The 26,894-nt window shown below is 67.5% G+C and carries 24 protein-coding genes and 1 pseudogene; 11 read left to right on the plus strand and 14 right to left on the minus strand.

The window, feature by feature from the left end:
• Window positions 1-58: 58 nt before the first annotated feature.
• Window positions 59-775 (plus strand): annotated as a pseudogene (locus IE325_RS35550) (phosphorothioated DNA-binding restriction endonuclease); the annotation flags it as partial.
• Between the two features lie 215 nt (window positions 776-990).
• Here the strand turns inward: IE325_RS35550 and IE325_RS35555 are convergent.
• Complete coding sequence (locus IE325_RS35555; RefSeq protein ID WP_190074274.1) at window positions 991-2,874, minus strand: DNA/RNA helicase domain-containing protein; 1,884 nt, start codon at window positions 2,872-2,874, stop codon at window positions 991-993.
• Window positions 2,875-2,962: 88 nt separating this feature from the next.
• On the opposite strand from IE325_RS35555, the gene IE325_RS35560 reads away from it, so the two are divergent.
• The 3 genes from IE325_RS35560 to IE325_RS47135 all read left to right on the plus strand — a co-directional run bounded on the left by IE325_RS35560 (window position 2,963) and on the right by IE325_RS47135 (window position 4,943).
• A complete protein-coding gene (locus IE325_RS35560) occupies window positions 2,963-3,319 on the plus strand; it encodes a nucleotide pyrophosphohydrolase (RefSeq protein ID WP_190074275.1) in 357 nt (118 codons plus the stop codon).
• Between the two features lie 8 nt (window positions 3,320-3,327).
• Window positions 3,328-4,320 (plus strand): hypothetical protein, encoded by a 993-nt coding sequence (locus IE325_RS35565; protein ID WP_190074276.1) that lies wholly within the window; start codon window positions 3,328-3,330, stop codon window positions 4,318-4,320.
• 104 nt (window positions 4,321-4,424) lie between these two features.
• A complete protein-coding gene (locus IE325_RS47135; RefSeq protein WP_373315275.1) occupies window positions 4,425-4,943 on the plus strand; it encodes an endonuclease domain-containing protein in 519 nt (172 codons plus the stop codon).
• Between the two features lie 98 nt (window positions 4,944-5,041).
• Here IE325_RS47135 and IE325_RS35575 read toward each other — a convergent pair whose 3' ends face one another.
• Window positions 5,042-6,685: a recombinase family protein gene (locus IE325_RS35575; protein WP_190074278.1), complete on the minus strand. Its 1,644-nt coding sequence runs from the start codon at window positions 6,683-6,685 to the stop codon at window positions 5,042-5,044.
• A 957-nt stretch (window positions 6,686-7,642) separates the two neighbouring features.
• Between IE325_RS35575 and IE325_RS35580 the strand changes: the two genes are divergently transcribed.
• The gene (locus IE325_RS35580) at window positions 7,643-8,533 is read left to right on the plus strand and encodes a YDG/SRA domain-containing protein (protein WP_229912249.1); all 891 of its coding nucleotides are present in this window, start codon (window positions 7,643-7,645) and stop codon (window positions 8,531-8,533) included.
• A gap of 67 nt (window positions 8,534-8,600) precedes the next feature.
• Here IE325_RS35580 and IE325_RS35585 read toward each other — a convergent pair whose 3' ends face one another.
• Window positions 8,601-8,882, minus strand: a complete 282-nt coding sequence (locus IE325_RS35585) for a hypothetical protein (protein ID WP_190074279.1) — start codon at window positions 8,880-8,882, stop codon at window positions 8,601-8,603.
• Between the two features lie 121 nt (window positions 8,883-9,003).
• On the minus strand, window positions 9,004-10,422 hold the full coding sequence (locus IE325_RS35590; RefSeq protein WP_190074280.1) for a DNA sulfur modification protein DndB: 1,419 nt from the start codon (window positions 10,420-10,422) through the stop codon (window positions 9,004-9,006).
• Between the two features lie 761 nt (window positions 10,423-11,183).
• Here IE325_RS35590 and IE325_RS35595 point away from each other — a divergent pair.
• Entirely contained in the window at window positions 11,184-12,023 is an 840-nt protein-coding gene (locus IE325_RS35595) for a DUF2182 domain-containing protein (protein WP_190074281.1), read from the plus strand.
• Between the two features lie 163 nt (window positions 12,024-12,186).
• Entirely contained in the window at window positions 12,187-12,843 is a 657-nt protein-coding gene (locus tag IE325_RS35600; protein WP_190074282.1) for a DUF1326 domain-containing protein, read from the plus strand.
• A gap of 13 nt (window positions 12,844-12,856) precedes the next feature.
• On the opposite strand, the gene IE325_RS35605 is transcribed toward IE325_RS35600, so the two are convergent.
• From IE325_RS35605 to IE325_RS35630, 6 genes are all read right to left on the minus strand, one after another.
• Window positions 12,857-13,375: a Pycsar system effector family protein gene (locus IE325_RS35605; RefSeq protein WP_190074283.1), complete on the minus strand. Its 519-nt coding sequence runs from the start codon at window positions 13,373-13,375 to the stop codon at window positions 12,857-12,859.
• Between the two features lie 73 nt (window positions 13,376-13,448).
• Window positions 13,449-14,789: a DUF4407 domain-containing protein gene (locus IE325_RS35610; protein ID WP_229912250.1), complete on the minus strand. Its 1,341-nt coding sequence runs from the start codon at window positions 14,787-14,789 to the stop codon at window positions 13,449-13,451.
• The gene (locus IE325_RS35615; protein ID WP_190074285.1) at window positions 14,782-15,831 is read right to left on the minus strand and encodes an SPFH domain-containing protein; all 1,050 of its coding nucleotides are present in this window, start codon (window positions 15,829-15,831) and stop codon (window positions 14,782-14,784) included. Before IE325_RS35615 ends, IE325_RS35610 begins: the two co-directional genes overlap by 8 nt.
• A gap of 60 nt (window positions 15,832-15,891) precedes the next feature.
• Window positions 15,892-18,069 (minus strand): hypothetical protein, encoded by a 2,178-nt coding sequence (locus tag IE325_RS35620; RefSeq protein ID WP_190074286.1) that lies wholly within the window; start codon window positions 18,067-18,069, stop codon window positions 15,892-15,894.
• The gene (locus tag IE325_RS35625) at window positions 18,062-18,832 is read right to left on the minus strand and encodes a hypothetical protein (RefSeq protein ID WP_190074287.1); all 771 of its coding nucleotides are present in this window, start codon (window positions 18,830-18,832) and stop codon (window positions 18,062-18,064) included. The genes IE325_RS35620 and IE325_RS35625 overlap by 8 nt, the downstream gene beginning before the upstream one ends.
• A 135-nt stretch (window positions 18,833-18,967) precedes the next feature.
• The gene (locus IE325_RS35630) at window positions 18,968-19,636 is read right to left on the minus strand and encodes a Crp/Fnr family transcriptional regulator (RefSeq protein WP_190074288.1); all 669 of its coding nucleotides are present in this window, start codon (window positions 19,634-19,636) and stop codon (window positions 18,968-18,970) included.
• A 376-nt stretch (window positions 19,637-20,012) separates the two neighbouring features.
• On the opposite strand from IE325_RS35630, the gene IE325_RS35635 reads away from it, so the two are divergent.
• Window positions 20,013-20,789, plus strand: a complete 777-nt coding sequence (locus IE325_RS35635; protein WP_190074289.1) for a calcium-binding protein — start codon at window positions 20,013-20,015, stop codon at window positions 20,787-20,789.
• On the opposite strand, the gene IE325_RS35640 is transcribed toward IE325_RS35635, so the two are convergent.
• Window positions 20,771-21,850: an acyltransferase family protein gene (locus tag IE325_RS35640; RefSeq protein ID WP_190074290.1), complete on the minus strand. Its 1,080-nt coding sequence runs from the start codon at window positions 21,848-21,850 to the stop codon at window positions 20,771-20,773. The genes IE325_RS35635 and IE325_RS35640 overlap by 19 nt on opposite strands.
• 196 nt (window positions 21,851-22,046) lie before the next feature.
• Here IE325_RS35640 and IE325_RS35645 point away from each other — a divergent pair, with 196 nt between their 5' ends.
• Window positions 22,047-22,502: a tellurite resistance TerB family protein gene (locus IE325_RS35645; RefSeq protein ID WP_190074291.1), complete on the plus strand. Its 456-nt coding sequence runs from the start codon at window positions 22,047-22,049 to the stop codon at window positions 22,500-22,502.
• A gap of 52 nt (window positions 22,503-22,554) precedes the next feature.
• Here IE325_RS35645 and IE325_RS35650 read toward each other — a convergent pair whose 3' ends face one another.
• Window positions 22,555-23,487, minus strand: coding sequence for a M56 family metallopeptidase (locus IE325_RS35650; protein WP_190074292.1), 933 nt, complete (start codon window positions 23,485-23,487; stop codon window positions 22,555-22,557).
• A gap of 6 nt (window positions 23,488-23,493) precedes the next feature.
• A complete protein-coding gene (locus tag IE325_RS35655; RefSeq protein ID WP_190074293.1) occupies window positions 23,494-23,883 on the minus strand; it encodes a BlaI/MecI/CopY family transcriptional regulator in 390 nt (129 codons plus the stop codon).
• Window positions 23,884-24,027: 144 nt separating this feature from the next.
• On the opposite strand from IE325_RS35655, the gene IE325_RS35660 reads away from it, so the two are divergent.
• Both IE325_RS35660 and IE325_RS35665 read left to right on the plus strand, forming a co-directional pair.
• Window positions 24,028-24,603: a TerD family protein gene (locus tag IE325_RS35660; protein WP_190074294.1), complete on the plus strand. Its 576-nt coding sequence runs from the start codon at window positions 24,028-24,030 to the stop codon at window positions 24,601-24,603.
• 56 nt (window positions 24,604-24,659) lie between these two features.
• Window positions 24,660-24,905, plus strand: coding sequence for a twin-arginine translocase TatA/TatE family subunit (locus IE325_RS35665; protein WP_190074295.1), 246 nt, complete (start codon window positions 24,660-24,662; stop codon window positions 24,903-24,905).
• 33 nt (window positions 24,906-24,938) lie between these two features.
• Here the strand turns inward: IE325_RS35665 and IE325_RS35670 are convergent, their stop codons facing one another.
• Window positions 24,939-26,849 carry a glycoside hydrolase family 15 protein gene (locus IE325_RS35670; RefSeq protein WP_190074296.1) on the minus strand — a complete coding sequence of 637 codons (1,911 nt, stop codon included), beginning with the start codon at window positions 26,847-26,849 and terminating at the stop codon, window positions 24,939-24,941.
• Window positions 26,850-26,894 lie beyond the last annotated feature (45 nt).

Here is a 26,894-nt window from a genome sequence, read left to right on the forward strand (position 1 = left end):
ACAAAAGCAACGAGCAACCGGGCCGACAGTCACATGATCAACAGCTTCTGTTAGGACCTCTAAGCAGCGCGCCGCGATGCCCTTCGTCCACTTGGAACGCACCCTGTGGGATTTGCGCGACAGTGATGGCCGGCCGATACGCGCCAGTGATCCTGACCGGGGTGCATGGCTACGAACCCGCGGCGCCCGCGGCAACCTGCGCCCCGAGGTGGAGAGACTGCTCGCCGCCCCCCGCACCATGGCGGCAGCTGCCAGGCTCCTGCTACAGCAGCACTTCACCCCCGCGCTTGAGACCTCCATCTGCGACGCCGTCGGCCTCGACGTGACCGGTTGGCATGCGCAGGCGGTTTCCATTCCGGGGCAGAGGCAGACGCGAGCACGGCGAGGAGGCTTCGTCGAGGAAGTCCTGCATGCCTACGCCTACGCCTGTGCCTTTTGCGGGTTCGACGGCGCCATCGGCCGTCACCCGGTGGGAGTGGAAGCCGCCCACGTGCGCTGGCACAGCCAGGACGGCCCGGACGAAGTCAACAACGCCCTGGCACTGTGTTCCCTGCACCACACGCTCTTCGATCTCGGCGTACTAGGCCTCGGGCCAGACCTGAGAATCCAGGTCTCCCGTTGGTACGTAGCCCGAAGCACGGCCGGGCAGGCTGTCGATGCTCTGCACGGTCAACATGCTGCGACGCCTCGACCTGGCCACTCGGCCATCGATGCACAGTACGTCAACTGGCACCAGGCGCAGGTCTTCAAGCGCCCCGCAACGCACGCTGCATAACGTCGAGCGGGAAGAAGCCTCCAGAACACGTACACCAACCCGGCTTGGCGTTTGGCACATACGTACGTCATAGCGATGAAAGGAAAGAGCCTTGGGGTGCTAACTGAGCGCTCCTTCGTGTGGGCGCCGAGCGGTGTCAGCGAGAGGCGATGAGCGCAGCCTGCCTTGCACCTGCCAGGTTCGGAGGAGGCTTTCGGTGGCCGCGAGGTCTTGGCCTACGCCTCGAGTGGGGAAGCCAGTGCTTGGAGGAACTCCTGCGTGATCGTGTCGGTCGAATAGAGGCGTGTTCCCCTGGTGCCTCGGGTGGCCAGTACGCGGTACGTGTTCAGTGCGTACGGCAAATACCGATCCGGCGCGAGGCTCCGTAGCTGGGAGTCATGGCTTTCCTCTGGGTGGGCGATCCATCGGTCGCCTCGCCGAACGAGGTCTCCGCCCATAATCACGGCGTTGTAGGCGTACTCCATCCCCTGGGCTGTGTAGATGCAGCCGACCTGGTCGTGGCCGCCAGTGTCGGTGGCCCAAAAGGGACGGGCAGGCACGTCAGGGTGGTCGAAGTTGGACTCGTCGGCGCGGGAGTTCCATGGACGGGTCCAGGTGCGTGGACCCTCCGGGCCGTGCCAGGTGATCGCTACTTCCGGCAGCAGTGGTGGGGAGTCCGGGGAATCCCATGGCCAGCAGAAGCCGGCGGTCACGCGTGCGGTCTGGCCGCGGCGGGTGTGGTCGGTAACCCAGTCGGAGAGTTCTTCGGGATCTGTCGCGACCGCCAGGTCGTAGTCGCTGCCTTTCCATACCGGTGCTGTGCCGTCGGGCTGGAAGAGGCGGTCGATCCACTGCTGGTAGGCGCGTGAGCCGTTGCAGCGGAACTGGCTGACTAGGTCGATGTGGGCGAATGCCGATCCGGTGTGCTGGGCGTGCTGTTCGAGTTGTTTGAGGGTGAGACCTTCTGTGGGGCGCACGATCTGTCGTTCGTCGAGGAACAGCACTGTCACGGCGGCCTGACCGATGAGCTTCCCCAGGATCACGGGGAAGGCGCCGTGCTGGTGGTCTGGGTAGGTGCGGGCGCGGTGGGCCTCGTCCAGGAGGAGCACGCTGTCGTGGGTGATTCCGGCCGGGGTCTTGTTGAGGAATGTAGCGATCAGGCCTCGGTAGTCGTTACCGACGGTCCGGCGCAGCTGCCGAGTGAGTGTCCCGGAGGGGGACAGAAGGCGGGGATTGCTGCCTGGTTGTTTGCACAGGTCACCCAGAAGCCGGCAGGCGATGACGGTCTTTCCGGTACCCGGTCCGCCGGTCACGACGATGATGCTCTTGCGTCCGCGGGTGCGTGCGTCGTCGACGGCGTGCAGGACCTCCTGCCGGGCGAGATCCTGGTCTCCGATCAAGGTGAAGGCGTCGCGGCCCTCGATGACTTCTCCCGCTCGTTCCAAGAGCGCAGGCGACGGGCGGTGCTCGACCTGGAGGAAGCGTTCGACCTCGTCCCAGGTGACGGGGCTCAGATCAGCGCAGCCAAGCCGCCGGGCCAAGTCGGCAGAGGACGGGGCGGGGGTGAGGTCGTCGCGTCCGAGCACCGGAAAGGCGCCGGCCGGGCCGCGCGCGGCCTGTGTCCGAAGGCCGCCGACGAGGTCGGCGGGGGCATCGTGGAGCACCACGATGCCGCGGACGTCCAGCGGGAAATCGTCGTGGCTTACCCACTGCTGCAGGTAGTGCACGTAGCCGCCGACCTGGCGAGCCGGATGCTGGACAATGCGGTCTGCAGTGCGGACCATCCCGGGCCGAAGCGCACTGAGCTGGGCATGTGTCCACTGCTTTAGCTCGATCGCGACCACGCGCAAACGGCCGCCGGCCTCCTTGCCGACGACTATTGCGTCGACTCGCTCCCCAGTGGCAGGCAGCGAGTACTCAAGCAGCAGGTGCACGGCCTCCAACCCGGCCGAGCGAAGGATGCGGGTGAGCGCCGGCCAGCTACGGCGCCAACTGCGGCTCTCCTCCGGGCTGGGCGCTACGCCGAACATCTGCGTGAAGCGCCGTTCGGCCGCGGCGATGAACGTCTCGTCGTCCACCTGCCGAGCGGCTTCGGCCACCGTGCCCGCGTAGAGATGCATGCGTGATCTATATCAATCCCAACTGACAACCCGGGTGCGGGCCTTGGTCAGGCAGGCGGTGTCAGTGGCGTCTGGTACAGCTGTTGCCATGACGTTGACCGCCCTGCAGCATGCACTGGCCCAGTTCGCCGTCGAACGCGAGTGGGAACAGTTCCACACCCCGAAGAACCTGGCGATGGCACTGGCCGGCGAGAGCGGGGAACTGCTGGAGATCTTCCAGTGGCTGACGCCGGAGCAGTCCGCTCAGGTGATGCGGGATGGCGAACGCGCCGTGCAGGTCCGCGAGGAGATGGCGGATGTCCTGGCCTATCTGTTGAGGCTGGCGGATGTCCTGGGGGTAGACCTGGAACAGGCGCTGGCTGAGAAGATCGAGAAGAACCGTCTGAAGTACCCGGTGCACCTGGCACGGGGCAAGGCCGACAAGTACACGCAGTTGGGGGGATGATCCACGTCATGCGGATCGTGATGCAGCCGGCGCGCCGGTCGGAGAAGGACGTCGATCAGCACTACCAGGACACGATCGTTAAGCCGGTGGTCTTCGACGACCACGCGGACGTCCTCGATGCAGCGACGATCGCCCAGCTCAAGCAGCTTTTTCCCGACGGACAGGCCCAGATGTGGGGCGTCGTGCCGGGCAAGAAGAACGTCAACGTCTCCCGGATTAAGAAGATGCACCCCGGCGACTGGGTGTTCTTCAGCGGCGACAAGCGCGTCTACTTCGGCGGCACCATCGCCCTGATGTGGCGCAACAAGGAGCTCGCAACCCGGCTGTGGGGCACCGACCACAATGACAGCACTTGGGAGTACATGTACGCCCTCTCCGGGACCCGCGGCTTCGACATCCCCATTGAAGAGATCCGCACCCTGCTCGACTGGAACCCTAACCGCAACATCATGGGCATCTCCGTGCTCAGCGATGAGGAAAGCGACACACTCCAGACTCTGCTGACCCTCGATCCCGCGACAGCGGCTCTCGAACCGGCCGACACGGCCCAGGAAGAGGCCGCCGTGGCGGCCTTCGACGGGGAACTAGAGCGCACAGCCCAGCGGGCTCAGCGAGGCGAGCAGGCAGCGCTGAAGAAGCGCCTCCTGCAGGGCTCGACGGGCCAGTGCGCCCTGTGCGGACGCACCCTGCCCGGCACCTTCCTGATCGCCGCGCACATCAAAAAGCGCGCCATGTGCAGCGACTACGAAAAGCGGGACCTAGCCAACATCGCCATGCTCGCCTGCACCTTCGGATGCGACGCCGTGTACGAACACGGCTACGTCACCGTCGCCACCGGAGGTGGCATCCAGGTCAGCCCGCTCACCGCAGAGATCCCTGAAGTCGCCACCTACATCCAGGAAAAGCTGGTCGGCCGTTCCGTGAGTTGGTGGACGCCGAGCCGCGAGCCGTACTACCTATGGCATCGCACCCACACCTTCAAGGCCCAACCGCCTCTGTAAGCCGATCCACTCAGCGGTCGAATATGCGCAAGGGTGGACACCCCCGTCGCCCTCGTCAGGGCATAGAGCACGATTTACGGTCTACGTTCCTGCATGAGGTGAGGATGATTTCCTTCGATGACGATGAATACTTCGTGTGCGTGCTCTGCGGAGACGATGAAGAGCCGACCCCGCACGCTCGACGGCACGACAAAGCGCTGTGCGTGCGCTGCAATCGGCTACAGAGACAGGTGTGGCGCTACGGCCTATCAATCGCCAAGATGAACGCTATTCTGCGCGTACAGGGGTGGGCCTGCGCGTTGTGCAAAGAAGAGCCTGATTACGAGTCAGACTATCTACGCATCGACATGCCGACGTTCTGGCATATAGATCACGATCACAGCTGCTGCAACACCCCATACTCGTGCGGAGGCTGCGTGCGAGGAATTCTGTGCCGCGACTGCAACGCACTACGATTGCCAGCCTACGAACGCCTCCCAGAGGCCCTCCAGGACAGCGCTCGGTTCAATGGCTACCTCAATAACCCTCCAGCCCGAAGCCCAGAAGCGGAGATCAGGGACGCTGACAAAAGGTCTAATCCTGCCCCCTTCGGGTCCATCATGGACGCCTTCTTCGGTAGGTAGCCGGCAATGTGCAGCACCGCTCTCGGGGGATCGACTCCCGTTGGAACCCCGTCGATGTTTTCGACATCGCCTTAGAGGCTCAGCTCCGATCAACCAAGCTAATCCACTGTCCTCCTATAGGGCGAACTAGTCAGATCAGACGCGTAATCAATGGGAAAAACCACCGACAGTTCGAAATCGAGGCCGACCTCAGACAGTCGGACTGTCAATCTAGTGAGCTCGAACAGCTTGAGCAGGAGCCGTTGTGGTGCGGAAGCCAGGTTTTGCGTCAGGTACGGCACCAATTTCAGGAGGTTGGTGACGCCGTCATCCACAGCCGTAGTGCGGTTCATGGATTCAGCGCCCAAGTCGTTGATCATACTGACTGTGGCCTGTCGCTGCTCCTCAAGGTCGTTGTATGTTCCGCGTAATCCTTGCCCGAACGGATCGCCTGGCCCGCACTCTTGCGCTCGCTGGAGCGTGACTGCCTGCCTGCGACTGATGTCGGCCAGGGTGCTTTCGAGTTCCGTTCGTTCCTCATACCTAGTCCGCATCCTTGCATCAAGGATTTCATGCAGATCGGCGGCAAGTGCGGATCTCATATGCAGAGGAGAGATTCGGTCGACGAACAGGGAAACTACCGCATCCAAAAGGGTTACTTCATTTACGTAGCGAGCTTTGGGGTGCCCAGAGTAACTATCAGGACGTCCGCGATTGTTGGCTTTAGGCCAACATGTGTAATAGGTGATACCCTTTCGAATATTCCCATTAAGCCGCCGCCCGCAAGCACAAAATACCCGTCCGCGGAATGTGTAGGTGCGACGAATTCTCGGCTGGCCTCCCTGAGCGCCGATTCTGCTGCGTACATGCCGCAACCTTCTACGGCTATCAAGCTCATCAAACATCCACTTCGGAATGAGCGGCTCGTGAACCGGGTAAGGAGACCATACCCACAATTCTGGAGGATTTACTTTCCCGCCCCCTGAGCGCGATGCCCGACGATTGAATACCTGATACCCCGTATACTTCGGATTACGGAGAATTTCCCCGACGGCGGATTTCCCCCAGGCGCCGCGAGCTCGAACCCCACCCGGCGGATCGGGAGGCGGATATAGAATCCGATCAGAATTAAGCAGTTCTGCAATTGCACCGTAACCGAGCTCGTCATGATAGCTCCACATAGCGATCTGAGTAACCGTAGCCCCCCTCGCCCCATCCGGCTCAAGACGCGTCTTCATAAACCCCCTATCCGCCTTTACTGGATTGGGATTACGGTGACGTTTTGCGCGATACCCATATGGCGGCTTGCCGATGTTCCACCCCTCTCGCACATGCGCACATAGCCCTCCCCAGGACATCTCCAGCGCATTGTAGACCTCATATTCGGCAACCGATTGATTAATACGCCGCTGCAGGATTCGTTGTGAGCGACCTCCGTCGAGCTTGATGGGCTCATTCCATGCGAGCAGCGGTGTTCCGGAATTTTCCAGGATTCGTTCGATTGAAAGACTTTCAAGCATTCCCCGGGCAACCCTTGCCACGCCCTCACAGATCACCACATCAAAGCGGCACTGATCGGTACCTGCCTCAGCCAGGAGATCCGCGATGCCTCCGTCCCGGGCGATGGGAATACTGAATCGCTCGTAGCCTTCTTTTCGCCCTCGCGCCTCCAGTCCAAGGCGCCCCGACTCGACGTCGTAGAAATGCCAGGTAATTACCCACGCCTCAGGCAAAACGGACTTACAACGTTCCAGTTGTCGCATTATTGACAGTCGCGGGTCCTGCGCTTCCTCAGTGGATGTGCGCCCAACCCAAGCAACTCTTACTGCGCCCCTCAGCGAAAGCGAGGGCGCGGCAAAAGGAGACACTGCAAGATCCGAGAGTTCGGATCGATTAAATGGCACCAACTACTCCGGTTTCTCACTCTGTCGGCCTCGGATGGACGGGATACGGACAGCTCTGGCTTTTCTCATCATTCCGGTGCGTGACACCTTTAGTAGGGTAATCTTGCTGGTGAGCTTGCGCCCACAAGAGCAGTTCATGAATCGTGCTGGCCAACTGGTGACGCAGCCGCGTGCCTTCGACCCCTTCGATGCGGGTTACGCAGAGGATTACCTTTCGATTCGGCAATGAGCACGCTCCCCTACTCTGTACCTTCGATGCCGTTAGTAGCCTTCCCGGCGCGATGCAGAATCAAGCAGCATACTCAGTAACCCTTTAGAGTGAGAACTATCAACTATAGGGACTGGAGCGATGATTCCGTAGTAGGTCTTAATACCCGATGGTTGAAGGGTGACTGAAACGCGGTCAGTGCCATCCTGCGATGCTGGGGCGAGAATTCGATGACCTCACTTCTCCTGAGCTCGCGGAGAAAACTGCAGAGCGAAATGCGCAGTTATCGATCTTTGTCACTTGCTGGCTGTCGGCCGCGGCGAAGGATGGCGCGTGCGGATGAACTCGGCGGCGGCCACGGGCGGTCCCGTCGTCGGGCAGGACGCGGCACGGCGCCGACGGCGCGGTGGCCCAGATGCAGTGAACCCGCAACGCAGCCTTGCCATCCCGCCCCGGCAAACAGGTTAACGAGCTCGTACTTGGCCACGATCCCTCGCTCCAGACCGACCCAATTCGTGCCTGTGACAAAGGTAGTTGACGCAAGCTGGCAAGGTCCGCCTGGGTGAAGTGTCGGTGCCTCGTGGGAGGCTGCGCTCCTGATCGGTGAAGTGCCTAACGTTCCAGTAGGTCAGGAGTACGCCACGCGTCGTCTCGCCCACGAAGCAGGCGTGCACCGGCTGTTGCAAGCCGGCATCTGCGGAACCAAGAAGAAGGGGGCCGAGTCCATCGTCGTGTCCGGCGGCTACAAGGACGACGAGGACTACGGCAGCGTCATCATCTACACCGGCCACGGGGGCCAGGACAGCGCCAAGAAGCAGGTCAGCCACCAGACTTTGGACGACTCCGGCAACGCAGCCCTGGTCACCAGCTACCTCGAAGGCCTACCCGTCCGCGTGATCCGTGGCAAGCACGATTCCCCGTACGCCCCTGCATCTGGATACCGCTACGACGGCTTGTACCGCGTCACCAACCACGGCAGAAAACTCGGTATCGATGGCTTCCTCATCTGGCAGTTCCGGCTGGAGGTCTATGACGGAGCCCCGACGCCGCAGGTAGCCCGACAGCAGGAGCTCCGAGTAACGCCTCCTGCACCGGCAGACTCGGGTGCCGCCGCTGTCCGCGGCAACAAAGCGTCCGAGCGCGTTACCTCGACAGTCCAACGGATCGTGCGTAGCAACGCCGTGAAGCGCCAGGTGAAGGATTGGCAGGACAACCGCTGCCAGATCTGCGACCTCCGCATCGAGGTCCCTGGAGGCAGCTACAGCGAGGGCGCGCACATACAGGCCCTCGGTTCGCCGTACAACGGCCCGTACACCCCTAGCAACGTTCTCTGCCTATGCCCGAACTGCCACGTGATGCTCGACGCCGGAGCCATCGTCTTGGGGGATGACCTCGCGGTGATCCGTGGCGGCGAGGTGGTCGGCACCCTGCGGACGCATCCCCGGCATGCCATCGACCTGGAATGTGTGCGGCAGCACCGCGAACGGTGGCGTCGGTAGCACCAATCCCTTCGTAGACGCGCCGGTGGCGTTGACGGGTTCCGTCAACGCCACCGAGAGTGCTCCGCTACAGAGCCGGTCGGAGGAACAGGGAGGCCGGCAGACCCGCCGGGGGCTCCGGACCGCTCGACTGCATCAGCAGGTAGCCCCCGAGCGAACCCAGGATGCTGACGAAGTAGGCCTCCAAGTTGAGCGGGACCCACACGTCGAGCAGTGCGAAGGCCATCGCGATGAGGACCAGACCTCCCACGACCTCCTCCACCGGCGTGGGCGCTCCGCCGGCGTCGTTCTCTACCGTCGCCAGCCCTCCGTGGTTGTCGGGCGGGGGACGATTGTTGTCTACTGACATAGCAACCCCTTGGTTGCTCAGGGTGGGGCTGCGTTCCAGTTTTGCGGACTCGTGACGTGGCCCCACCAGCGGATTTTCCTTCTGGCCGTGCCGGCGAGGGCGCGGCCATGCTTGTGGGGCCTTACTCGATGGCGGTCTTCCGCGGACGGCCGCGTCGTCCTGAGGAACGCAGGCCAAGGTGCACGAGCGTCGCCGCGAAGTTCATCTCTTTGAACGCGGGGGTGCGGGCGAGCCTGCGGATCACGGTCTCGGTGGCAGCTTCGTAGTTCGTCCGGGCACCGCCGGCCGTCGTGGGCGTCCAGGTGACGTCGCCGTTCTGTGCGATCACCTTCTCGAAGCGCACAAGCGTTCCATCGAAGAGCAGGTGCTGCATCTGCTCGCTGCCGTCAATTTTCCGGAGCTTCCCCTCGGAGCGCCCCCAGGGAAGCTCCGCCAGAGCGTCGACCACGCGCCGGAGAGGGATGTTGCAGAAGCGCGCGGCTCCGAGCGCGCCTCCGATTACGTAGAGACCAGCCGGCGATCCGTGCAGATACTCGGCGCGGAACTGCTTGGGGGACTTTCCGGAGCCGTCGGAGGAGCGGCGAAGATCCTTCCACCCCGGAATACGGTCGTACGCGTAGTCGAGGATCTCGACCGTCTCCTCGATGACCTTCTCAAGCTGGTCGTTGAGGTTACCGGTGGGGCCGGCCAGCTCTTCCAAGGCCTTGCGCACGTTGTTCTCGCGCGCGTCAGGGGTTCGGTCCCTGAAACCGATGAGCGTGGCCGTCGCGAATCCCCGCATGTGAGCCGTCGAGTAGAGAGCCTGCTCGCGGGCGGCGCTCCGCAGGTAGACCAGCCTTTCGGGCTCATCGACGAGCAGGCGGGCACGGCGTCCGACCTGAGTGCCGAATCGGTTCGCGTACGAGCTCTGATCGAGAGCGGTCATCAGGGCTGGTGAGATGGGCTTCGTCTGGCCGGCGATCACGAACATCCGTGTGACTTCGTCTCGGTCGCTCTGGACGAGTACCTGGATGGGGGCGGCACTGGCGCTGAAGATCTTCTGCTTCTTCAGCTCGTTTCCGAACGTCGCGCCCTTCACCTTGTCCCAGACCCGAGACAGAGCCTCCAGCGTGTGCTGCCCGTTCTCGATGTGCATCGGGGTGCCCTGGTAGAGCGTGAACATCCCGAACTCCACGCCAGGGGAGACGGTGTTGTAACTCTCCCAGTCGAAGGTGGGCACGCCGTCGGCGTCCTCCGGGACGGCAAGCTGGATCTGCTGGATCGGCGTATCCGGGCGGTCGTAGAGCCCGTTGGCGATCCGCTCTACGTGCTTTGGATCCAGCGGACGGTTGCCGTACTCCTCGTCATCCAGGTCGAAGTCCTTGCGGACGATCACGCCGGACTCGGTACGGGCCCGCAGTTCGACGAGGGCCGGCAGAGGATGCACGAAGTTGAAGGAGGGCATCTCGCCGATCATGGTCTTGAACGCGGGCGTCTTGAAGGAAACCGGGCGCATGTTCATGCGCGCGGCCATAGCCTGAAGATCCGGTTCGGACGCCATCGCGGGCCCCTCCCACCTTTTTCGCCTGGCGATTTTTTCTTCCTCCGCCACGCGCCTAGTAGAGCGTAATCACACGGCGGGAGTTTTCGCAAACTAGGCCGCGTAGTAGGGCCCGTGGAGCTATATCGCGCTGTTCGGTAGCAGTGGTGACCAACCGCGACCGCCCGTGGTCGCCTCCAGTCGCCGGACGGCCGAGCCTCACCGGTTCGGGACAAGGTGACCGAGTGGATGGGGGGTTGGGGCGGTCTCCGATGTGGCCTCAGTGCCGGCCTGGCGGCGAGGAGTCCGCTGCGGTCGGTCGGAGTCTGTTCGGTGGACGCCGGTGGATACCTACGATCCAAGATCGGATAACGTAGTGGGTGTGTTTCGGTCCTAGTTCTCCAGCTAGCCGTCAGCCACGACGAAAGTTGGCGGGCAGTGTCAGACGCGGCGATCCCACGCACCCGTGCCATACCTCCGTGGAGAAATCCTGGAGATGATCTTGCGATAGCGGCCCTGTGGCGCCACCGGAGACCGACACATCCCGACGGCCTGGCCTGCATCTTTGGCTTGAGTTCCAGGTCGGCGGTCTTCCAGGGCCTAATTCGGGACGAAGAGGTCGTGGGTTCAAATCCCGCCACCCCGACAGCCGAAACACCAGGTCAGGGGCCTGATCCAGTAAATGGATCAGGCCCCTGACCGGTTTCTGGAGATCGCTCGGGTCAAGTCGCGTCGTAGGTGTGCGTGTGCTGTTCTGGAAGCAGCCGCGGGAGGCAACACCGATGCGTCGCAGCTGGGCTACTGCGTTCGTACCCTCTCGGTCGCCCGCCCCGACCGGAGTGGGCGGGAGGTTGCTGCCCGCGCGGGATCTCGCGGTCGGCTGGGTCCTCGTCGTGCTGGTCGCGGTGCCCGCCTGGGTGCTGACCGTCGGGCAGGCCCGGGACATGGGGGTCGAACCCGGCACCATGGGGATGGCGCTGCCCCTGTTCCTGCTGCTCTGGGTGACGATGATGGCGGCCATGATGCTGCCGTCCATGGCGCCGGTGGCCCTCACCTGGGTGCGAGGTATCGGACGGCAGTCCTCCGGCTGGACCCGGGCCGCTCGCACCATCGAGTTCGTGGGCGGATATCTGCTGGTGTGGACGGCCTTCGGACTGCTCGCCTACGGGGCTCTCGCCGTCACCGGCGGCCTGGTGGACGACCATCCGACAGCCGGACGCTGGATCGGCTCGATCGCCTTCCTGCTCGCGGGCCTGTACCAACTCGGCCCTCTCAAGCACGTCTGCCTGCGGCACTGCCGCGACCCGATGAGCCATCTGGTGCGCTACGCCGGGTTCCGGCGGCCGGCCCGCGACCTGCGGGTGGGCGTCCACCACGGCGCCTACTGTGTCGGCTGCTGCGTCGGGCTGATGGTCGTCCTCGTTCCGCTCGGCGTGATGAACGTGGCGGCGATGGCCGGACTGGCCTTGGTGATCTTCGTGGAGAAGCTGTGGTCCCGGGGCATGCTCCTCACCGGCGTCGTGGGCGTCGCCTTCCTCGTCCTTGCCCTGCTCGCACCGTTTCAGGACTGGCTGCTGCCGGGGCTGCAGGGTTCGATGCCGCCGTCCATGGACGGCATGTGATCGCCGCACGTACGGCGATTGCCCATGTGGATCGGTTTCCCCGCCCGGGACGTGGGGTGCAAGCTGGAGGTGAGGCCACCCTCCCGATCCCGGGAGCGGGCTCGGGATACGCGGTCTCGCCACTCCGAGTGAGCTCCTTCGGGCTCGGCAGGAGGGAAGCGAGATGACAGAACAGGCCACCACCAGTACGCGCTGGCACCTTGCCGGCGACTGGTTCGATGTGTGCAAGTGCGCCATACCCTGCCCCTGCACGTTCGCGCAGCCCCCGACCTACGGTGACTGCGAAGGCGTACTGGTCTGGCACATCCGGGAAGGCAACTTCGGCGACGTACGGCTCGACGATCTCAACGTCCTGATGCTCGGCTCCTTCGAGGGCAACCCGTGGGCCGGCACGCATACCGATCCGTACGCCGCGGTCTTCCTCGACGAACGCGCCGACGACCGGCAGCGGGCCGCACTCGGGGCTGTCTTCGGCGGTGAGGCGGGCGGTTGGCCGGCACAGTTCGGGGAGATGTTCCACCCCGAGATGCGTGGCATGGACATCGTCCCCATCCACGTGGAGGTCGACGAGGACCTTGCCACCTGGCGGGCCGAGATCCCGGGCCGTGTCACGGCGAGCGCCGAGGCTCTCACCGGCCCGACCACCCCGAACGGCGCTCGCGTCCAGGTCCACAATGCCCCGGGCGCCGAGGTGGGGCCGGGCCAGGTCGCCACATGGGGCCGGGCCACCGTCGACCGCGCCGACGCGTTCGGCTTCTCCTGGGAGCGCTCCGGCAAGTCGAGCAAGTACTTCCCATTCGACTGGACCGGCCCTGAGTGAGGAGCGCCGTTCGTCAGATCACCGCTCCCGTCACGATGCCCAGCAGTGTGAGCGCGCAGAAGGCCGTGCCCCAGGCCAGGGCGTGGCGTATGCAGCGGTATTTGGTCCAGGCGATCCGGGAGAGGATCGCCAGTTGGCTGAGGTCCCGGGACATGAGGTCGGTGTGGTGGATTCTTCGGTGCAGGTGTGTAGGTGAGAGGGGCAGCCTCGCGTCGCCGAAGTAGTGGAGGCGGGTGCGGCTGGGGGTGCCGAGGCGTGGGGTCACGGCCAGGCCGAGGAGCGCGAGGGCCGGTACGCAGGCGGCGCAGCCCGTCCAGAGGAGGAGTTGCGGGACGACCGCGTAGTGCCGCGGGGCGATGAGGCCGCTGCCGATCGCTCCGAGCAGGGCGGTCAGGGCGGCGCCCAGGGACGCCAGCATGAGGCCGGCCTTGTTGTCGGCTCGCGTGAGTTCCTCACGGGCCTCGGACAGAAGGACCCTGGCCAGTTCCGGATCGGGGTTCGGGGTGGGGCCGTCGTCGGGGGCGGCTGGCATGTCTTCCCTACCTTCCGTGGAGTCGGGGGCAGGGGCCGCCCCGGTGTGCCCGAGGCGGCCGTCGGCCGGGTGGTCAGACCGTCGATGAGCGGCGGATCTCGTCCTCCAGTGCGTTCACCGCCTGGCGGACGCGAATGTTCATTGCTGCCGTGTGTTCGCGGAACGCCGCCTCCGACTCGGCGCGGTGGCGGCGGACCTCCTGTTCGATGGCGTCCTGGGCGATCTCGATGTCGGCCATGGCGCGGCGTTCGGCGAGGCGGACCTGCTCGCCGTGGGTCTTGACGGCGCTGTTGCTCTCGCTGGTGAGCATGCGGTCGTACGCGGTCTCGCCGCTCAGGTACTTCACCAGCACGGGGAGCACGTCGAGGAGGACGAACAGCAGGCGGACCAGCCAGATGCCCGTGAACAGGACCGCGTTCCCGGATGCGAGATCGTCCAGCGCCCGGATGCGTTCCAGGACGCCGATCTCCCTCTGCTTGGCGCGCTCGTCGTCCAGCCGCTGCTCGATGCCGTCGGCCCGGTCCTTGAGGAACGTGCCGCGTGACGAGGTCAGTTGGGCCTCGATCCGCGAGATGCGGCCGTTCATGTCGGCCAGCCGCTTCTCGTTCTCGCTGGTGCGGTGCGTGGTCCGGTAGTCCTGTGCCTTGGCGCGTAGTCGTAGGCATTCCGACGTGCGCTGGTACAGGCCGGTGGCGGCTATGCGGACCAGCCGGCGGCACTCGTCCCGTACCTCGGAGTCGATGGCCTCCAGCCTGGTGGTGTCCCGGTCCACGCGCTCCTGCAAGGTGGCGGCGTCCGAGCGCAGGGCGGTCAGTTCCTCGCCCTGTTCGCCCGGCGACGCGCCGAAGGAGAGGACGTACGTCCGGTCGCAGCCCTTCGGGGTGGGGGTCCGTGTCGTGGACGGTACGGGATTGCAGCGGACCAGGTTGGTGCGCAACTGGTCGATGACGTCGGTGCGTTCGTCCCTCACGTGCTGCTCGATGGCCGTCTGGAAGATGCGCAGCACCAGCGGCTCGGCGATCACCGTGCCGAGCAGCAGGGCGATCAGCAGACGGGTGAGGAGGGGGCCGACACGTCGCCGCGCGTTCGGCTGGGGGGTCACCAGCCAGCGGTCGAGGTTGAGCACGAACAGCATCCAGATGACCGTCGGCACCAGGGCCCAGAAGGAGATCCTGCCGAGCGCCTCGGTCGCGAAGTTCCACATGGAGAACGCCGCGATCACGGAGGTGCCGAGCACCACCCCGCCGAGGGCCGTGTACTTGCTCCGCTCGTACCTGACCTTGTCCAGCAGCGCCTCGTCGATGCCGGTCAGGGCACGCAGACGTCGGGCGGCGTCGAGGCCAGGAGGGCGAGCCGTGCGAGAGGCAGGCCCGTGGGCGGGGCCCTCCTCATCGTGGGTGTGGAAGTCAGTCAACGAGATCGTCCTCGTCCTTGACGAAGCCGCCCTGCGGGTCGCGTGAGCCGGGGCGTGCACCGCCCGACTCGACCATGCGGGTCGTGTTGGCCGCGGCTCCGATGCCGGGCGCGGGCTGGCCGCCCGTCTCCCGCAGGACCTGTTCGAGGACCTGGTGGTAGTCGACGTACTCGCTGCCGCCCATCTGCCTCAGGAGCGTGAGCAGCATCTCGCGGCGCATCTGCGATTCCGATGTCTCCAGGGCCTGCGCATGGGCCTGGTCCGATGTCTCGGCCTTGTGGCGGCGTGCCGACTCCTCCTCGTTGATGCGGTGGATGCGGGCCGCCGCCTCGGTGACGTCGATCTCCTTGCGGGCGATGCCGAAGGCGTCGACGTGGTCGGATCCCTGGGAGAGGAGTTCCGCGATGCGCAGCGCGTCCTGGGTCTCGAAGTCGCGCTGGCCCCGCTGGAGTTCCCAGGAGCGCCGTTCGTCGCGCAGCTTCTGCTCCCAGTTCCGCAGGTCGTCCGAGGCGTGCACCTCGGCGCTGACGAACTCGACGCTCATGCCGGCGACACGCGGCGGCACGATCGCGCTGTAGGCGGTCATCCGGTGGCCGGCCTCGGTGCGTACCGCGTTGATCTCCTCCACGCGGTGTCCGGCGCTCACCCTCGGCAGGTCGCTGTCGCCCATCAGATAGGCGCGCAGCGGAACGGTGACGTCGATGATGCCCTGCCGGGCGATGACGGTCGGGTCGGTCACCTGGCAGGTGAAGGACGCCCGCAGGGTGAAGTTGTCCGCCTCGCTCACGGACGGCAGCGGGCGGTCCACGTCGACCAGGCGGGCCCGGGTGTCGACCAGGCTGACCGAGGAGGCGTCGAGCACGTCGGGGTGGGACGGGTCGAACACCATGCCCTCGGGGAAGGTGCGGTAGTTACCGCCGACTCTGAAGACGTAGACCGCGCCGGGCGGCAGTTCCGGTACGTCCTCGCGGCGACGGCGCCGGGACCACCAGGTGCCCTGGACCGTGGCCAGGATGTGCTCGGCTATGACGGGGTAGTTCACTTGTTTCGGCCTCCTTGAGCGGCAGAAAAGGGGAGGGGAAGGGTGTGGTCGAGCGCCGGTTCACCGGCCGCGCAGCGATCCCAGGAGCACCTGCGCCAGCCTGCGGGTGCCGGGGATGGCGTAGTCGGGGTGCTTCAGGGCGATGGAGAGGTGGTGGCACAGCGCGTCCCACTGCCGCCGGCTCATCGCCTCGCGCATGGCGTCGCCGAGTTCGCCCACGGCGCCGGTGACGGACGGGTCGTCGCGCAGCTGCACCAGCGTCCGGCACAGCGCGGTGACGGCCCGGCCGCGGTTGCTGCTGTGCAGGACGTCCGCCCACAGTGAGCCGAGATGGCGGGCACTGCCGGGGACCGTGCGCAGCAGTGCCGCGGTGACGGGCTCGGGGGTCTCCAGCCGGGTGGCTTCCAGGAGTTGGACGGTGGTGCGCAGCGCGATCGACCGCTCCCGGGATCCGGGCGCCGCGCCCGCGATCACGGTCCGTACGAAGCGGAGGGTGAACAGGACGCGTTCGGGGTCCCGTTCGGCGGTCTGCAGCAGCAGGACCAGCGCACGCCGGGCCGAGAACGCGATGCGCTCGCCCCGCTGGGTCAGGAACGACAGCAGGTTGAGCGCCTGCAGACGGTAGAGCGAGCCCAGGCGGCCGGTCAGCGCCATGGCGGCCGTCACCGCCCGCCCGGGACCGCTGTTGTCCACCCAGCCGAGGACGATGTTGTAGGCCTGCGGGGCGAGATGCTCGGCGTCGCACATGAACCCGAGCGTCAGCGCGGCGGTCACCCGCTGGCTGGTGATGCCCTCGGACCACACCTTCAGCAGATACTCGTCGACCTCGACCAGCGCGTACCGCGCTAGGAGCGCGACGCCCCGGGCCACCTCCGTCCTGGTCTCCAGGTCGCCCGTCAGGGCCAGCTCGCTCAGCCACTGGCGCAGCGGATACCAGAGGCCGTAGCCGTACAGGGCGTGCAGTTCCGCGACGACGAGTTCGCGGACGCGCGGCGAGGTGAAGACCAGGCGCCGCTCGCTGCGGCCGGCGTCGCGGCTCGGAGCGGGCCGGTACTCGGTCGTCACGAGCTCCACGGCCCGCTCTCTCCACCGGGCGCGGGACTGGTCGGCCACGGTGCCGGGCAGCGGCGTCCCGGCCGAGCCGTCCGGTTCCGCGACCGGTGTCTCGCCGCTCTGCTCCCAGTTGCGTACATACGCGGCGAGGGAGGCGCACTCCTTCTCCAGCGTGCGCTCCGGGATGCCCTCCAGGAAGACCAGGGCCGCGAGGGCGAGCAGGTCGTCCGCGGAGGGCTGCTTGCGGAACCACTCCTGGACCCGCTCCCGGTGCCGGTCGCGCAGGGTGTCCAGCGCCGCCTCCGCGCCCTGCCCGGACAGGGCCACGGCCGCGGCGACGACATCCGCAGGGCGCCGCTGCTCGCCCACCCGCTCCAGCAGCTCCTTCTCGGTGTCCGGCGGGAGAGCGGCGTACGGCAGCTTCCCCATGCAGTGCTCGAACAGCTCCACGGGGTCCGGGGCCTGCCACGGCACACAGTGGTCCCGCAGTGCCAGCCGCCGGCGGGTGGTGTCGCCCGCGGTGATCACCAGATACGACCCTTTGCGGCGGAGTTCCTCGCTCAGCCGCCGGACGTCGTACGCCTGGACTGCCTCGACATGCAGCTCACCGGCGTAGTCGAGGATGACGTACCCCTGCCCCGGCTTGAGGTCGCGTGAAGCGGCCAGCTCGGCGAGGGCGTTGGCGGGTGACAGGCTGCGCAGCTCGGCCTCCTCGCCCAGGATCTTCCTGAGCAGGGCGAGGGAGCCCGCGCCCCGGCCGCAGTTGTCCTGGCCGGTGAGCACCACGAGGGCGTCCTCGCGCAGCTTGCCGAGCGCCTCGTCGAAGCGGGGCCGCGGCGGGACGTAGAACCGCAGGGCGCGGTCCGTCTCGGCGGGCTCGATGGTGCCGGGGGCGAGTCCGGGCGAGGAGGCGGCGCCGAAGCCGAAGGCCGCTCCGGAGGCGTCGACGACTCCGTAGAAGTTGTTGTTGACGAGCTGGTGGACGCGGCTCAGATCGTCATAGCCCCGGTCGTCCTCCTCCCGTTCGTCCTGTTCCTTGCGCCGCTCGGCGGCCTCGTCCGGTCCGGGGTCCGGGTCGAGGGCGTCGTCGTCCCCGGCCTCCGGCGTACCGTCGGCGTCGTCCGGGGCGGGGGGCGCGACATGCTCCTCGGGAGGGGAGTCGGCCAGGTCCGGAGTGTCAGTCACCGGAGCTCCCGAAGCCGAAGACGGCACCCCGGGCGTCCACGGGTCCCGCGACGTTGGTGACGTTGATCCGGTCGGCCTGGTACGCGTTGCTGATCCCCCTCCCGCCGGTGTCCCCGCCCGCGGCGGCCGGCTCGGGCCGGTCCGCCGCGGGCTCCCCCGACGCCGGGGCCGCGGGCTTCCCCAGGTCCGCGGTCCCGGGCTCATATGAGGCGGTGGCCGGTGCGCCGAGCGCGGGCACGCGCAGCCAGGCCGTGGCCTCGTACTCCTTCACCTGGACGGTGACGTGGGTGAAGTCCTCGGTGGTAAGGGTCGTGTGACCGCCCGCCACCGTGGACCGGAACACGTCGTCGGACAGCAGCAGCGCCAGGTCGGCATCCGGACACGCGGCCAGGGCGTCGTAGAGCGGACGCGCGTTCAGCAGACGTGCCGTGGCCACCACAGCCGTGCCGGCGAAGCCGTTGTCGGCCAGCTCCACCAGTCCCTGGTGGATGACGGCCCGCAGCCGCATCCGGGCCGCCGGAACCCGCTGGGAGTTGTATTCGCGCAGCTCGGCGACGAGATGGCGGACATAGTCGTCGACCAGGCGCGGCTCGGTGCCGTCCAGGGGGCGCACCGCGAGCTGCTCGTCGCCCTTGCGCTGGATCTGCCACTGCGCGCGGTCCAGGCCGGCGCCTCTGGCGGCTCGGTCGAGGAGCCTCGGCAGGTCGTGCTGGGTCTCGGACTGCCTACGGTCGTTCTTGCCGCCGTAGGCCTGTGCGTCCACGGCTATGCATATGCAGGGATGGAACCCGGCCCACTCAACCACCCGATCATTCCTCTCTGGGCAGGCCATGGGCAGACATTGCCCACGAAGCGCGTGCCCGAGAGGCTAGGAGAGAGCGGGTGAGGTGATCCCGTATCAATACGGGTTGTCGGCAACGACTTTGGCGAATTCAAGCAGTTTCGGAACGTCACAGATGGTTATGGTGCGGTAGCGCCGTTCCACCAGCCCCATGGTCGTCAGGGTGGCCAGATTCTTTTCGGCCGTGTTGAGGGCCAGGCCGGCCAGCGACGCGAGTTCCTTCTGGGTGAGCGTCACACCGAGGTCGCAGCGCTTGCCGTCGCCGTCCGGGAGGGGCTGGGCGTAGGCCTGGCTGAGCTCGGCCAGGACCCGGGCCAGCCGGGTCAGCGAGTCGTAGGCCCGGAAGTCGATCCGGCGCCGGTTGGCCCAGCGCAGCCGGGCGCTCAGCATGTGCAGGATGGCCCGCATCGCGTCCGGGTGGCGGGTGAGGAAGGCCTCCAGGGCCCGCACCTGGATGATCCGGGCCGTCACATCACTGCACGCGAGAACCGTGCCGGACCTGGGGCGCTCCTCGAAGGCCGCCATCTCGCCGACCAGGTCACCCGCTATCCGGACGGCGAGCAGCATGTCGTAGCCGCTCTCCGCGCTGGCGACCACCTTCACGACACCACTGGTGATCAGCAGGACGTGCCGGCTCTCGTCGCCCTGTTGCAGCAGCGCCCGGTGCGGCGGATAGGTGATCGGGGTGCCCTGCCCCAGGAGTTCGTCACGTGTCGCATGACGCAACCGGCCGAGAAAGGTGGACGGCGGCCACACGTGATTCACCAGCACCCCCGACGATGTCGTTCCGTGGCGCGGCGCGCCGTTCGAAAAACGCCTGACCATGCTGCCGTCGAGCGGTGTCCCGGCACATGGAGAGGACGGCATGTGGCCTGTTCTCTCGCCTGGCAGCCGGAATTGACCGAACGGGCGTCCTTTACAGGAACTACTGAGGTGATCCGGGACCAACGAGGCGAGTCCGGCGGCAGCGGCGACTCCCGTACAACTACTCGCGTACAACTTCTCCCCCACCACACGAGTCTCAGGGCATGAACTCGTCACCCGTACGGCTCCGGCTGCCCCAGGCGGCGGCCGGTGTCGTCCTGCTTCGATACGGACTCGTATGCGCACACGTGCCGCCGCTGCCGCCGGAACGGCGACCGCTGCCCTGCTGCTGACCCTCGTCGGCTCCCCGTCCGCCCACGCGGAGGCCGCACCGGTCATCACCAAGGTCGTCGTCAACAAGGGCAGGAACATCGTGGTCGGCCCCACCGCGGTCACCAGTTTCAGTGCTCAGATCACCGCCAAGTACACGGGCGGCGTCTCCACCGCGTCGGTCAACCTGTGGCACGGCGCGAGCTACGCCGACGCCGACCGGTACCTGTCGTACGACGTCCCGCGGTGCACCACCAGCGGCACCACGACCACCTGCTCGATGAACTTCCAGGTGAAGGCCGACACCCGCGACATGACCAACGTGGTCTCCAACGCGCAGGCCGGCTCCTGGCACATCGCCGCCTGGGCCTACGGCAGGGACCGGACGCACACCGCGGCCTACGACTACGCCCGCACCAAGGTGCAGCGCGCCTCGAAGCTCACCGTGAACGCCTCGCCCGAGCCCGTGAAGAAGGGCAGGAAGATCACGGTCACCGGGGCGCTCACCCGCGCGAACTGGGACAGCCACAAGTGGGCCGGTTACAGCGGCCAGAGCGTCAAACTCCAGTACCGGCCCAAGAACTCGACCACCTACACCACGCTCAAGACCCTCACCACCAGCAGCACCGGCGGACTGAGCGGCACCGTGACGGCCACCGCCGACGGCTACTACCGCTTCACGTTCGCCGGCACCTCCACCACTCCCGCGGCCACACCCGCCGGCGACTACGTCGACGTGACCTGATCCGGACCGCCGGGCCGCCATGCGAAGGCCCGGCGGAAGGCGCGCTGTACGGGAGGGGTGCACAGCGCCGTCATGAGGGCGGCGGCGATCAGTGTGACCGCGAGGACGCCGGCCGGCCGCCGGAGCCAGTCGGCGTCGTACCAGTCGGCGTACTCGGCCCACTGGGCGATGAACCCGTGCAGCAGATAGCCGTACAGGGTGCCCGCGCCCAGGACCGTGCAGCGCATGCGGCGGCGCGGGACCCAGGCGAGGAAGCAGGCGGCCAGGGTGACCGAGCAGCCGAAGGTGGCGAGCGTCATGACGGGGCCGGACCAGGCGGGCGCGCCGAGGGAGGTCGCGCTGTCGTTGTGGAAGAACCAGGCGTAGTTCATCCTCGGGACCGCCCAGTACGCCAGCAGCAGCGCACACGCGAAGACCGGTACGGCCAGCAGGCGGGCCTCCCGGCGGTGCAGCGGTCGCAGCTGCTCGCGCCTCAGACACAGGCCCAGCACGAAGTACGGCAGGAACTGCGCGACGCGCTGGAGGTCGAGGTCGTCCCCGATGGACGGGGAGAGGCTCGCCGCGGCGGCGATGGTGAGGGCGAGCGGCAGGGGGCTCCGCAGCGACTCCCAGATCGGGGTCGTCAGGCGCCAGACGAACAGGGCCGCCAGGAACCAGGTCAGATACAGCGGGTCGAGGAGGGTGATCGGGCGGTCGGGGTCGTCGCTGGTCCAGCGGGTGAAGACGGTGTACGCCGTCTCGAACACGACGTACGGCATCGCCAGCCCGGTCAGGAGGCGGCCGAGGCTTCTCGGGGTCGGCTCGAAGCCGCGGGACAGATGGCCCGAGACCACGGCGAACACCGGCATGTGGAAGGCGTAGACGAAGGTGTAGAGCGCGGTGACGGTTCTGCTGCCCTCGCGCAGCGGTTCCCAGGCGTGGCCGACCGCGACCAGCACGATCGCCAGGTACTTGGCGTTGTCCAGAAAGGGGTCCCGGGACGGGGCCGGCGGCAGTTGCTCCCGCCGTTGCTCCGGTACGGCAGGGGCGGGAGGTGCCGGTGTGGCGTCTGCGCGGAACATTGCCCGCACCCTAATCACACCGGCGAGCCCTCACTCAAGCCCATGATCCGGCCACCCGGCCGGCCTGGAGGTGGTCGGGATCGCACAGCTGGTAGAGCACCGGGCGCCGCACGGCCATGGGGAGGAGGGCGAGGAGTGAGCCCACACCTGGTAGCTTCTACAGTGCTGTAGAAGCTACCGACCGTATGGAGTTCTCATGGCCCTGTGGGACCGCATCAAGGAGTCCGCATCGACGATGCAGACCCAGCTGGTGGCAAGGAAGAACGACCTCAAGAGCGGCGCCTTCCGTGACGCGAGCATGGCCATGTGCGCGCTCGTCGCCGCCGCGGACGGCACCGTCGACCCCTCCGAGCGGCAGCGCGTGGCCCAACTGATCGCCACCAACGAGGTGCTGCAGAACTTCCCCGCCGACGATCTGCGCCGCCGTTTCGAGGAGAACCTCGACCGGCTCACCACCGACTTCGACTTCGGCAAGGTGAGCGTGATGCAGGAGGTCGCCAAGGCGAAGAAGAAGCCCGCCGAGGCACGTGCCGTCATCCAGATCGGCATCGTCATCGGCGGCGCCGACGGCGACTTCGACAAGGACGAGCAGGCCATCGTCCGCGAGGCGTGCTACGCGCTCGGCCTGCCGCCGCACGAGTTCGACCTCTGAGGACTTGGCGGACGGACGGCCGCGCGCCGTCCGTCCGCCGTCACCAGCCCGCTCACCAGGGCGTCGCCGCATGCAGGATCAGGACCATCGTCACCGCCGCGTTCGCGGACGACATCGCCGATACGGCCGTCCCGGCGGCCGCGCACCACGCCGCCAGCCCCACCGCGGTGAACAACGACGGCCAGCGCCGCACCACCGGAGCCGGTCCGAGCAGCGCGGCCACCCGGCGCGGGACCGGGCCCGGCGCCGCGAAGCCGGCGAGGGTCGCGACCGGGGCACCCCGGGAGACCAGTGCCGCCCTGCCGATCGCGCGGGCGACCGTGCGGCGGCTGCCGACCGCCTGGGCGGCCTCCTCGTCGGCCCAGCGTTCCGCCGTGTACGACACCGCCGTACGCAATGGACGCAGGAACGGGTTGGCGCGCGCTGCCAGTTGGACGGCGAGCAGGAAACGGTGGTGGCGGGCGGCGAGATGGGCCCGCTCGTGGGCGAACAGGGCCCGGCGTTCGGCGGGTTGGAGGTGGTCCAGCAGGCCGGTCGTCACCACGACCCGGTCGCGGCGGCCGCCGGGCAGCGCGTAGGCGTACGGCAGCGTGTCGGGGAGTACGGCCACCCCGGTCTCCGGCAGCCCGGCCAGCGCCCGGTGGGCCCGGCGGCGTACCCGGGCGTGCCGCCACAGGGTGCGGGCGCAGGCCACGACCACCGCGCACAGCGCCGGGATCGCCGCCTTGCCCACGACCTCGTCGAACGGCACCGCCGCCCTGACCTCGGGGTCCGACCAGCCGTCGGGCAGCGGGTTGCCGGGGAGCTGGGCGGTGCCCACGACCATCACCAGGGCCAGGCAGACCGTGCTGCACAGCGCCATCACGGCGGCGACGGCGGTGAGCAGCCGGGTCGCGGTGCGGGGATGCAGATGCTGTTCGGCGAGGCGGGCGATCGGCCAGGCCGTGAGTGGCAGGACGAGCGGCAGAAAGACGAAGACCCCCATGAGGCGTCAGTCTTCCCCTTCGCCCCGGGACTGACCCAGCAGCTCCCGCAGCAGCCGCTCGTCGTCCGGCCCGAGTCCCGTGACGAAGCTGGCCAGCACCGCCTCCCGGTCGCTCTCGGCGTCCAGCACCCGGCGCATCCGGTGCGCCGCGAGCCCCGCCTGATCCGAGGCCTGCGTCCAGGCGAAGGAGCGGCCGGCCCGCTCCCGGGTGACGGCGCCCTTGGCCAGCAGCCTGGTCAGGATGGTGATCACCGTCGTATAGGCGAGGTCCCCGCCGAGCCGTTCCTGCACCCAGCCCGCCGTCGCCGGACCCTCGGCCTCCCCCAGCGCGGACAGGACCAGGGCCTCCAGCTCGCCCTGCCCTCGGCGCCGCGAACCCTGCCGGTGATCCGCCATGCCCTGTCTCCCTTCCGCAGGCCTGCCCGTCATGCGCGATCCATCGAGCGATACATCGTAAGGAATGGGGGGCACCCTCCCCTTCTTCTACAGTGCTGTAGATTTCAGGAGTACGCCATCACCGCGCACAAAAGGAGTGCAACCGTGGGAGTTTCCCTGTCCAAGGGCGGCAATGTCTCACTCAGCAAGGAGGCGCCGGGTCTGACCGCCGTCCTGGTCGGCCTGGGCTGGGACGTGCGCACCACCACCGGCACCGACTACGACCTCGACGCCTCGGCGCTGCTGCTCGACGCCTCGGGCAAGGTCGCCTCCGACCGGCACTTCGTCTTCTACAACAACCTCACCAGCCCGGACGGTTCGGTCGAGCACACCGGCGACAACCTCACCGGTGAGGGCGAGGGCGACGACGAGGCGATCAAGGTGAACCTCGCGGCCGTACCGGCCGATGTCGACCGGATCGTCTTCCCGGTCTCCATCCATGACGCCGAGAACCGCGGGCAGAGCTTCGGGCAGGTGCGCAACGCGTTCATCCGGGTCGTCAACCAGGCCGGCGGCGCCGAGCTCGCCCGCTACGACCTGTCCGAGGACGCCTCGACGGAGACGGCGATGGTCTTCGGCGAGCTGTACCGCAACGGCGCCGAGTGGAAGTTCCGCGCGGTCGGCCAGGGCTACGCCTCGGGCCTCGCCGGGATCGCCGCCGACTTCGGCGTCAACGTCTGACCCGGCCCACCGCATACTGAGGCCCAGCACCCAGCTCACCAGGAGGACAGGACCCCATGTTCGGAATGAGCGAACTCGCGATCATCCTCATCGTCGTCATAGCCGTCCTCTGCGCGAAGAAGCTCCCCGAACTGGCCCGCTCGGCGGGCAAGTCGGCACGCATCCTCAAGGCCGAGTCCCGGGCGATGAAGGATCAGGACGACGGGGCGGCCGAGCCCCGGGTGATCCAGGGGGAGACCGTGACGCCGGGCACGGACGAGACGACGGGGCAGGGGCAGGGGCAGGGTACGCAGCGGCAGTGAGCGGCGGCCGGCGGGTGCAGGGGATCGCTCACCTCAGCCGCCCCTGGGACCGGCCGGCCCGCCGAAGCCACGCACGACCGGATACCGCTGCCGCGTCATGTCCGGCGAGCCGCCCTGGCGGCCCAGTTCCTCGTCCAGCGCCATCGCGGCGGTGACCAGCGCGAGGTGGGTGAACGCCTGGGGGAAGTTGCCGAGTTGCTCCCCCGAGGGGCCGATCTCCTCGGCGAACAGGCCGACATGGTTGGAGTAGGTGAGCATCTTGTCGAAGGCGTACCGGGCCTGGCCCAGCCGGTGGCTGCGGGCGAGGGCCTCCACATAGAAGAAGCTGCACAGGTTGAAGGTGCCCTCCGAGCCGCGCAGCCCGTCGGGGGAGGCCGCCGGGTCGTAGCGGTAGACCAGGCTGTCGCTGACCAGCTCGCTCTCCATCGCGTCGAGGGTGCTGAGCCAGTCCGGGTCGTGCGCGGAGACGAAGCCGACGCGCGGCATGAGCAGCAGCGAGGCGTCCAGGACGTCGGTGTCGAAGTGCTGGACGAACGCCTGGCGTTTGTCGTGCCAGCCGCGTTCGACGATCTGGCGGAATACCGCGTCCCGCGCCGCGGTCCAGCGCTCCAGGTCGGCCGGGCGGGAGGAGTAGAGGGCGGCGCGGATGCCGCGGTCGAACGCCACCCAGGTCATGAGGCGGCTGTAGGTGAAGTTCTCGCGCCCGCCCCTGGTCTCCCAGATGCCCTCGTCGGGCCGGTCCCAGTGGTCGCACAGCCAGTCCAGTACGCCGCTCAGCGCGTCCCAGCCGCGGAGCGCACCGACGTCATGGCCCACGATCAGGGCGTCGGCGGCCTCGCCGTAGATGTCGAGCTGGAGCTGCCCGGCGGCGGCGTTGCCGGCCCGGACCGGCCGTGAGCCCTGGTAGCCCTCCAGATGGTCGAGGATCTCCTCGTTGAGGTGGGGTTCGCCGTCGACCCGGTACATGATCTGCAAGGGGTCGCCGGAAGCGGTGCCGCCCGCCTCGATACGGTCCCGCAGCCAGTGGCGGAAGGCGTACGCCTCGGCCTGGAAACCCAGGTCGATCAGGGCCCGTACGGACAGGGCGGCGTCGCGGATCCAGGTGTAGCGGTAGTCCCAGTTGCGCTCGCCGCCGATCTGCTCGGGCAGGCCCATGGTGGCCGCGGCGACGGGTGCCCCGGTGGGGGCGTAGGTGAGCAGCTTCAGCGTGATCGCCGAGCGGTTCACCATGTCCTGCCAGCGGCCCCGGTAGGTGCACGAGCGCAGCCAGGACAGCCAGAACGAGCGGCAGCTCTCGAACTGCGCGGCGACGCCGTCCAGGGTCGGCTCGGGAGGGGCGGGTGCCGTACTGGCGCTAGTGCTGGCGCTGGCGCTGGTCAGCACCACCGCGGCGATGTGTCCCGCGTCGAGGGTGAAGCGGGCGGTGACGTCGTCGCCGTCGGCGTCCAGGGTGAAGTCGCCGGTGGTGCGCACATGCAGGTCGGTGCCGGGGCCGTGCAGTACGGCGGAGTGGTCGCCCTGCCGGGTCAGGGTGTGCGGGGCACGGCCGTAGTCGAAGCGGGGGCGGCAGGCGAAGGCGAACGGCAGGCTGCCGCGGACCACCCTGACGACCCGGACCAGCGAGTGCCGGTCGGTGGCGACGGGCGACTCGACGGGCACCATGAAGTCGGCCACCTCGCCGACGCCGCCCGGGGCCATGAACCGCGTGATGAGGATGGCGGTGTCGGACAGATACAGCTGACGGACCGTCATGCCGTCTTCGGGCAGCTCCGCGCCGAGCCGGCAGTGGCCCCCGCGCTCACGGTCCAGGAGCGAGGCGAAGACGCTGGGCGAGTCGAAGCGGGGGGTGCACCACCAGTCGACCGTTCCCGCCGAGGACACCAGGGCGACGGTCTGCAGATCGCCGACCATGCCGTGCTCGGCGATGGGCGGGTACGGGTCCACGGCCCCTCCTCGTCCGGCGGGCGGGCGGCGCGCCGGGGCCTGTCC

Origin of the sequence: Streptomyces lanatus, assembly GCF_014655715.1 — a bacterium.
In the GTDB taxonomy this organism is placed as follows: Bacteria; Actinomycetota; Actinomycetes; order Streptomycetales; family Streptomycetaceae; genus Streptomyces; species Streptomyces lanatus.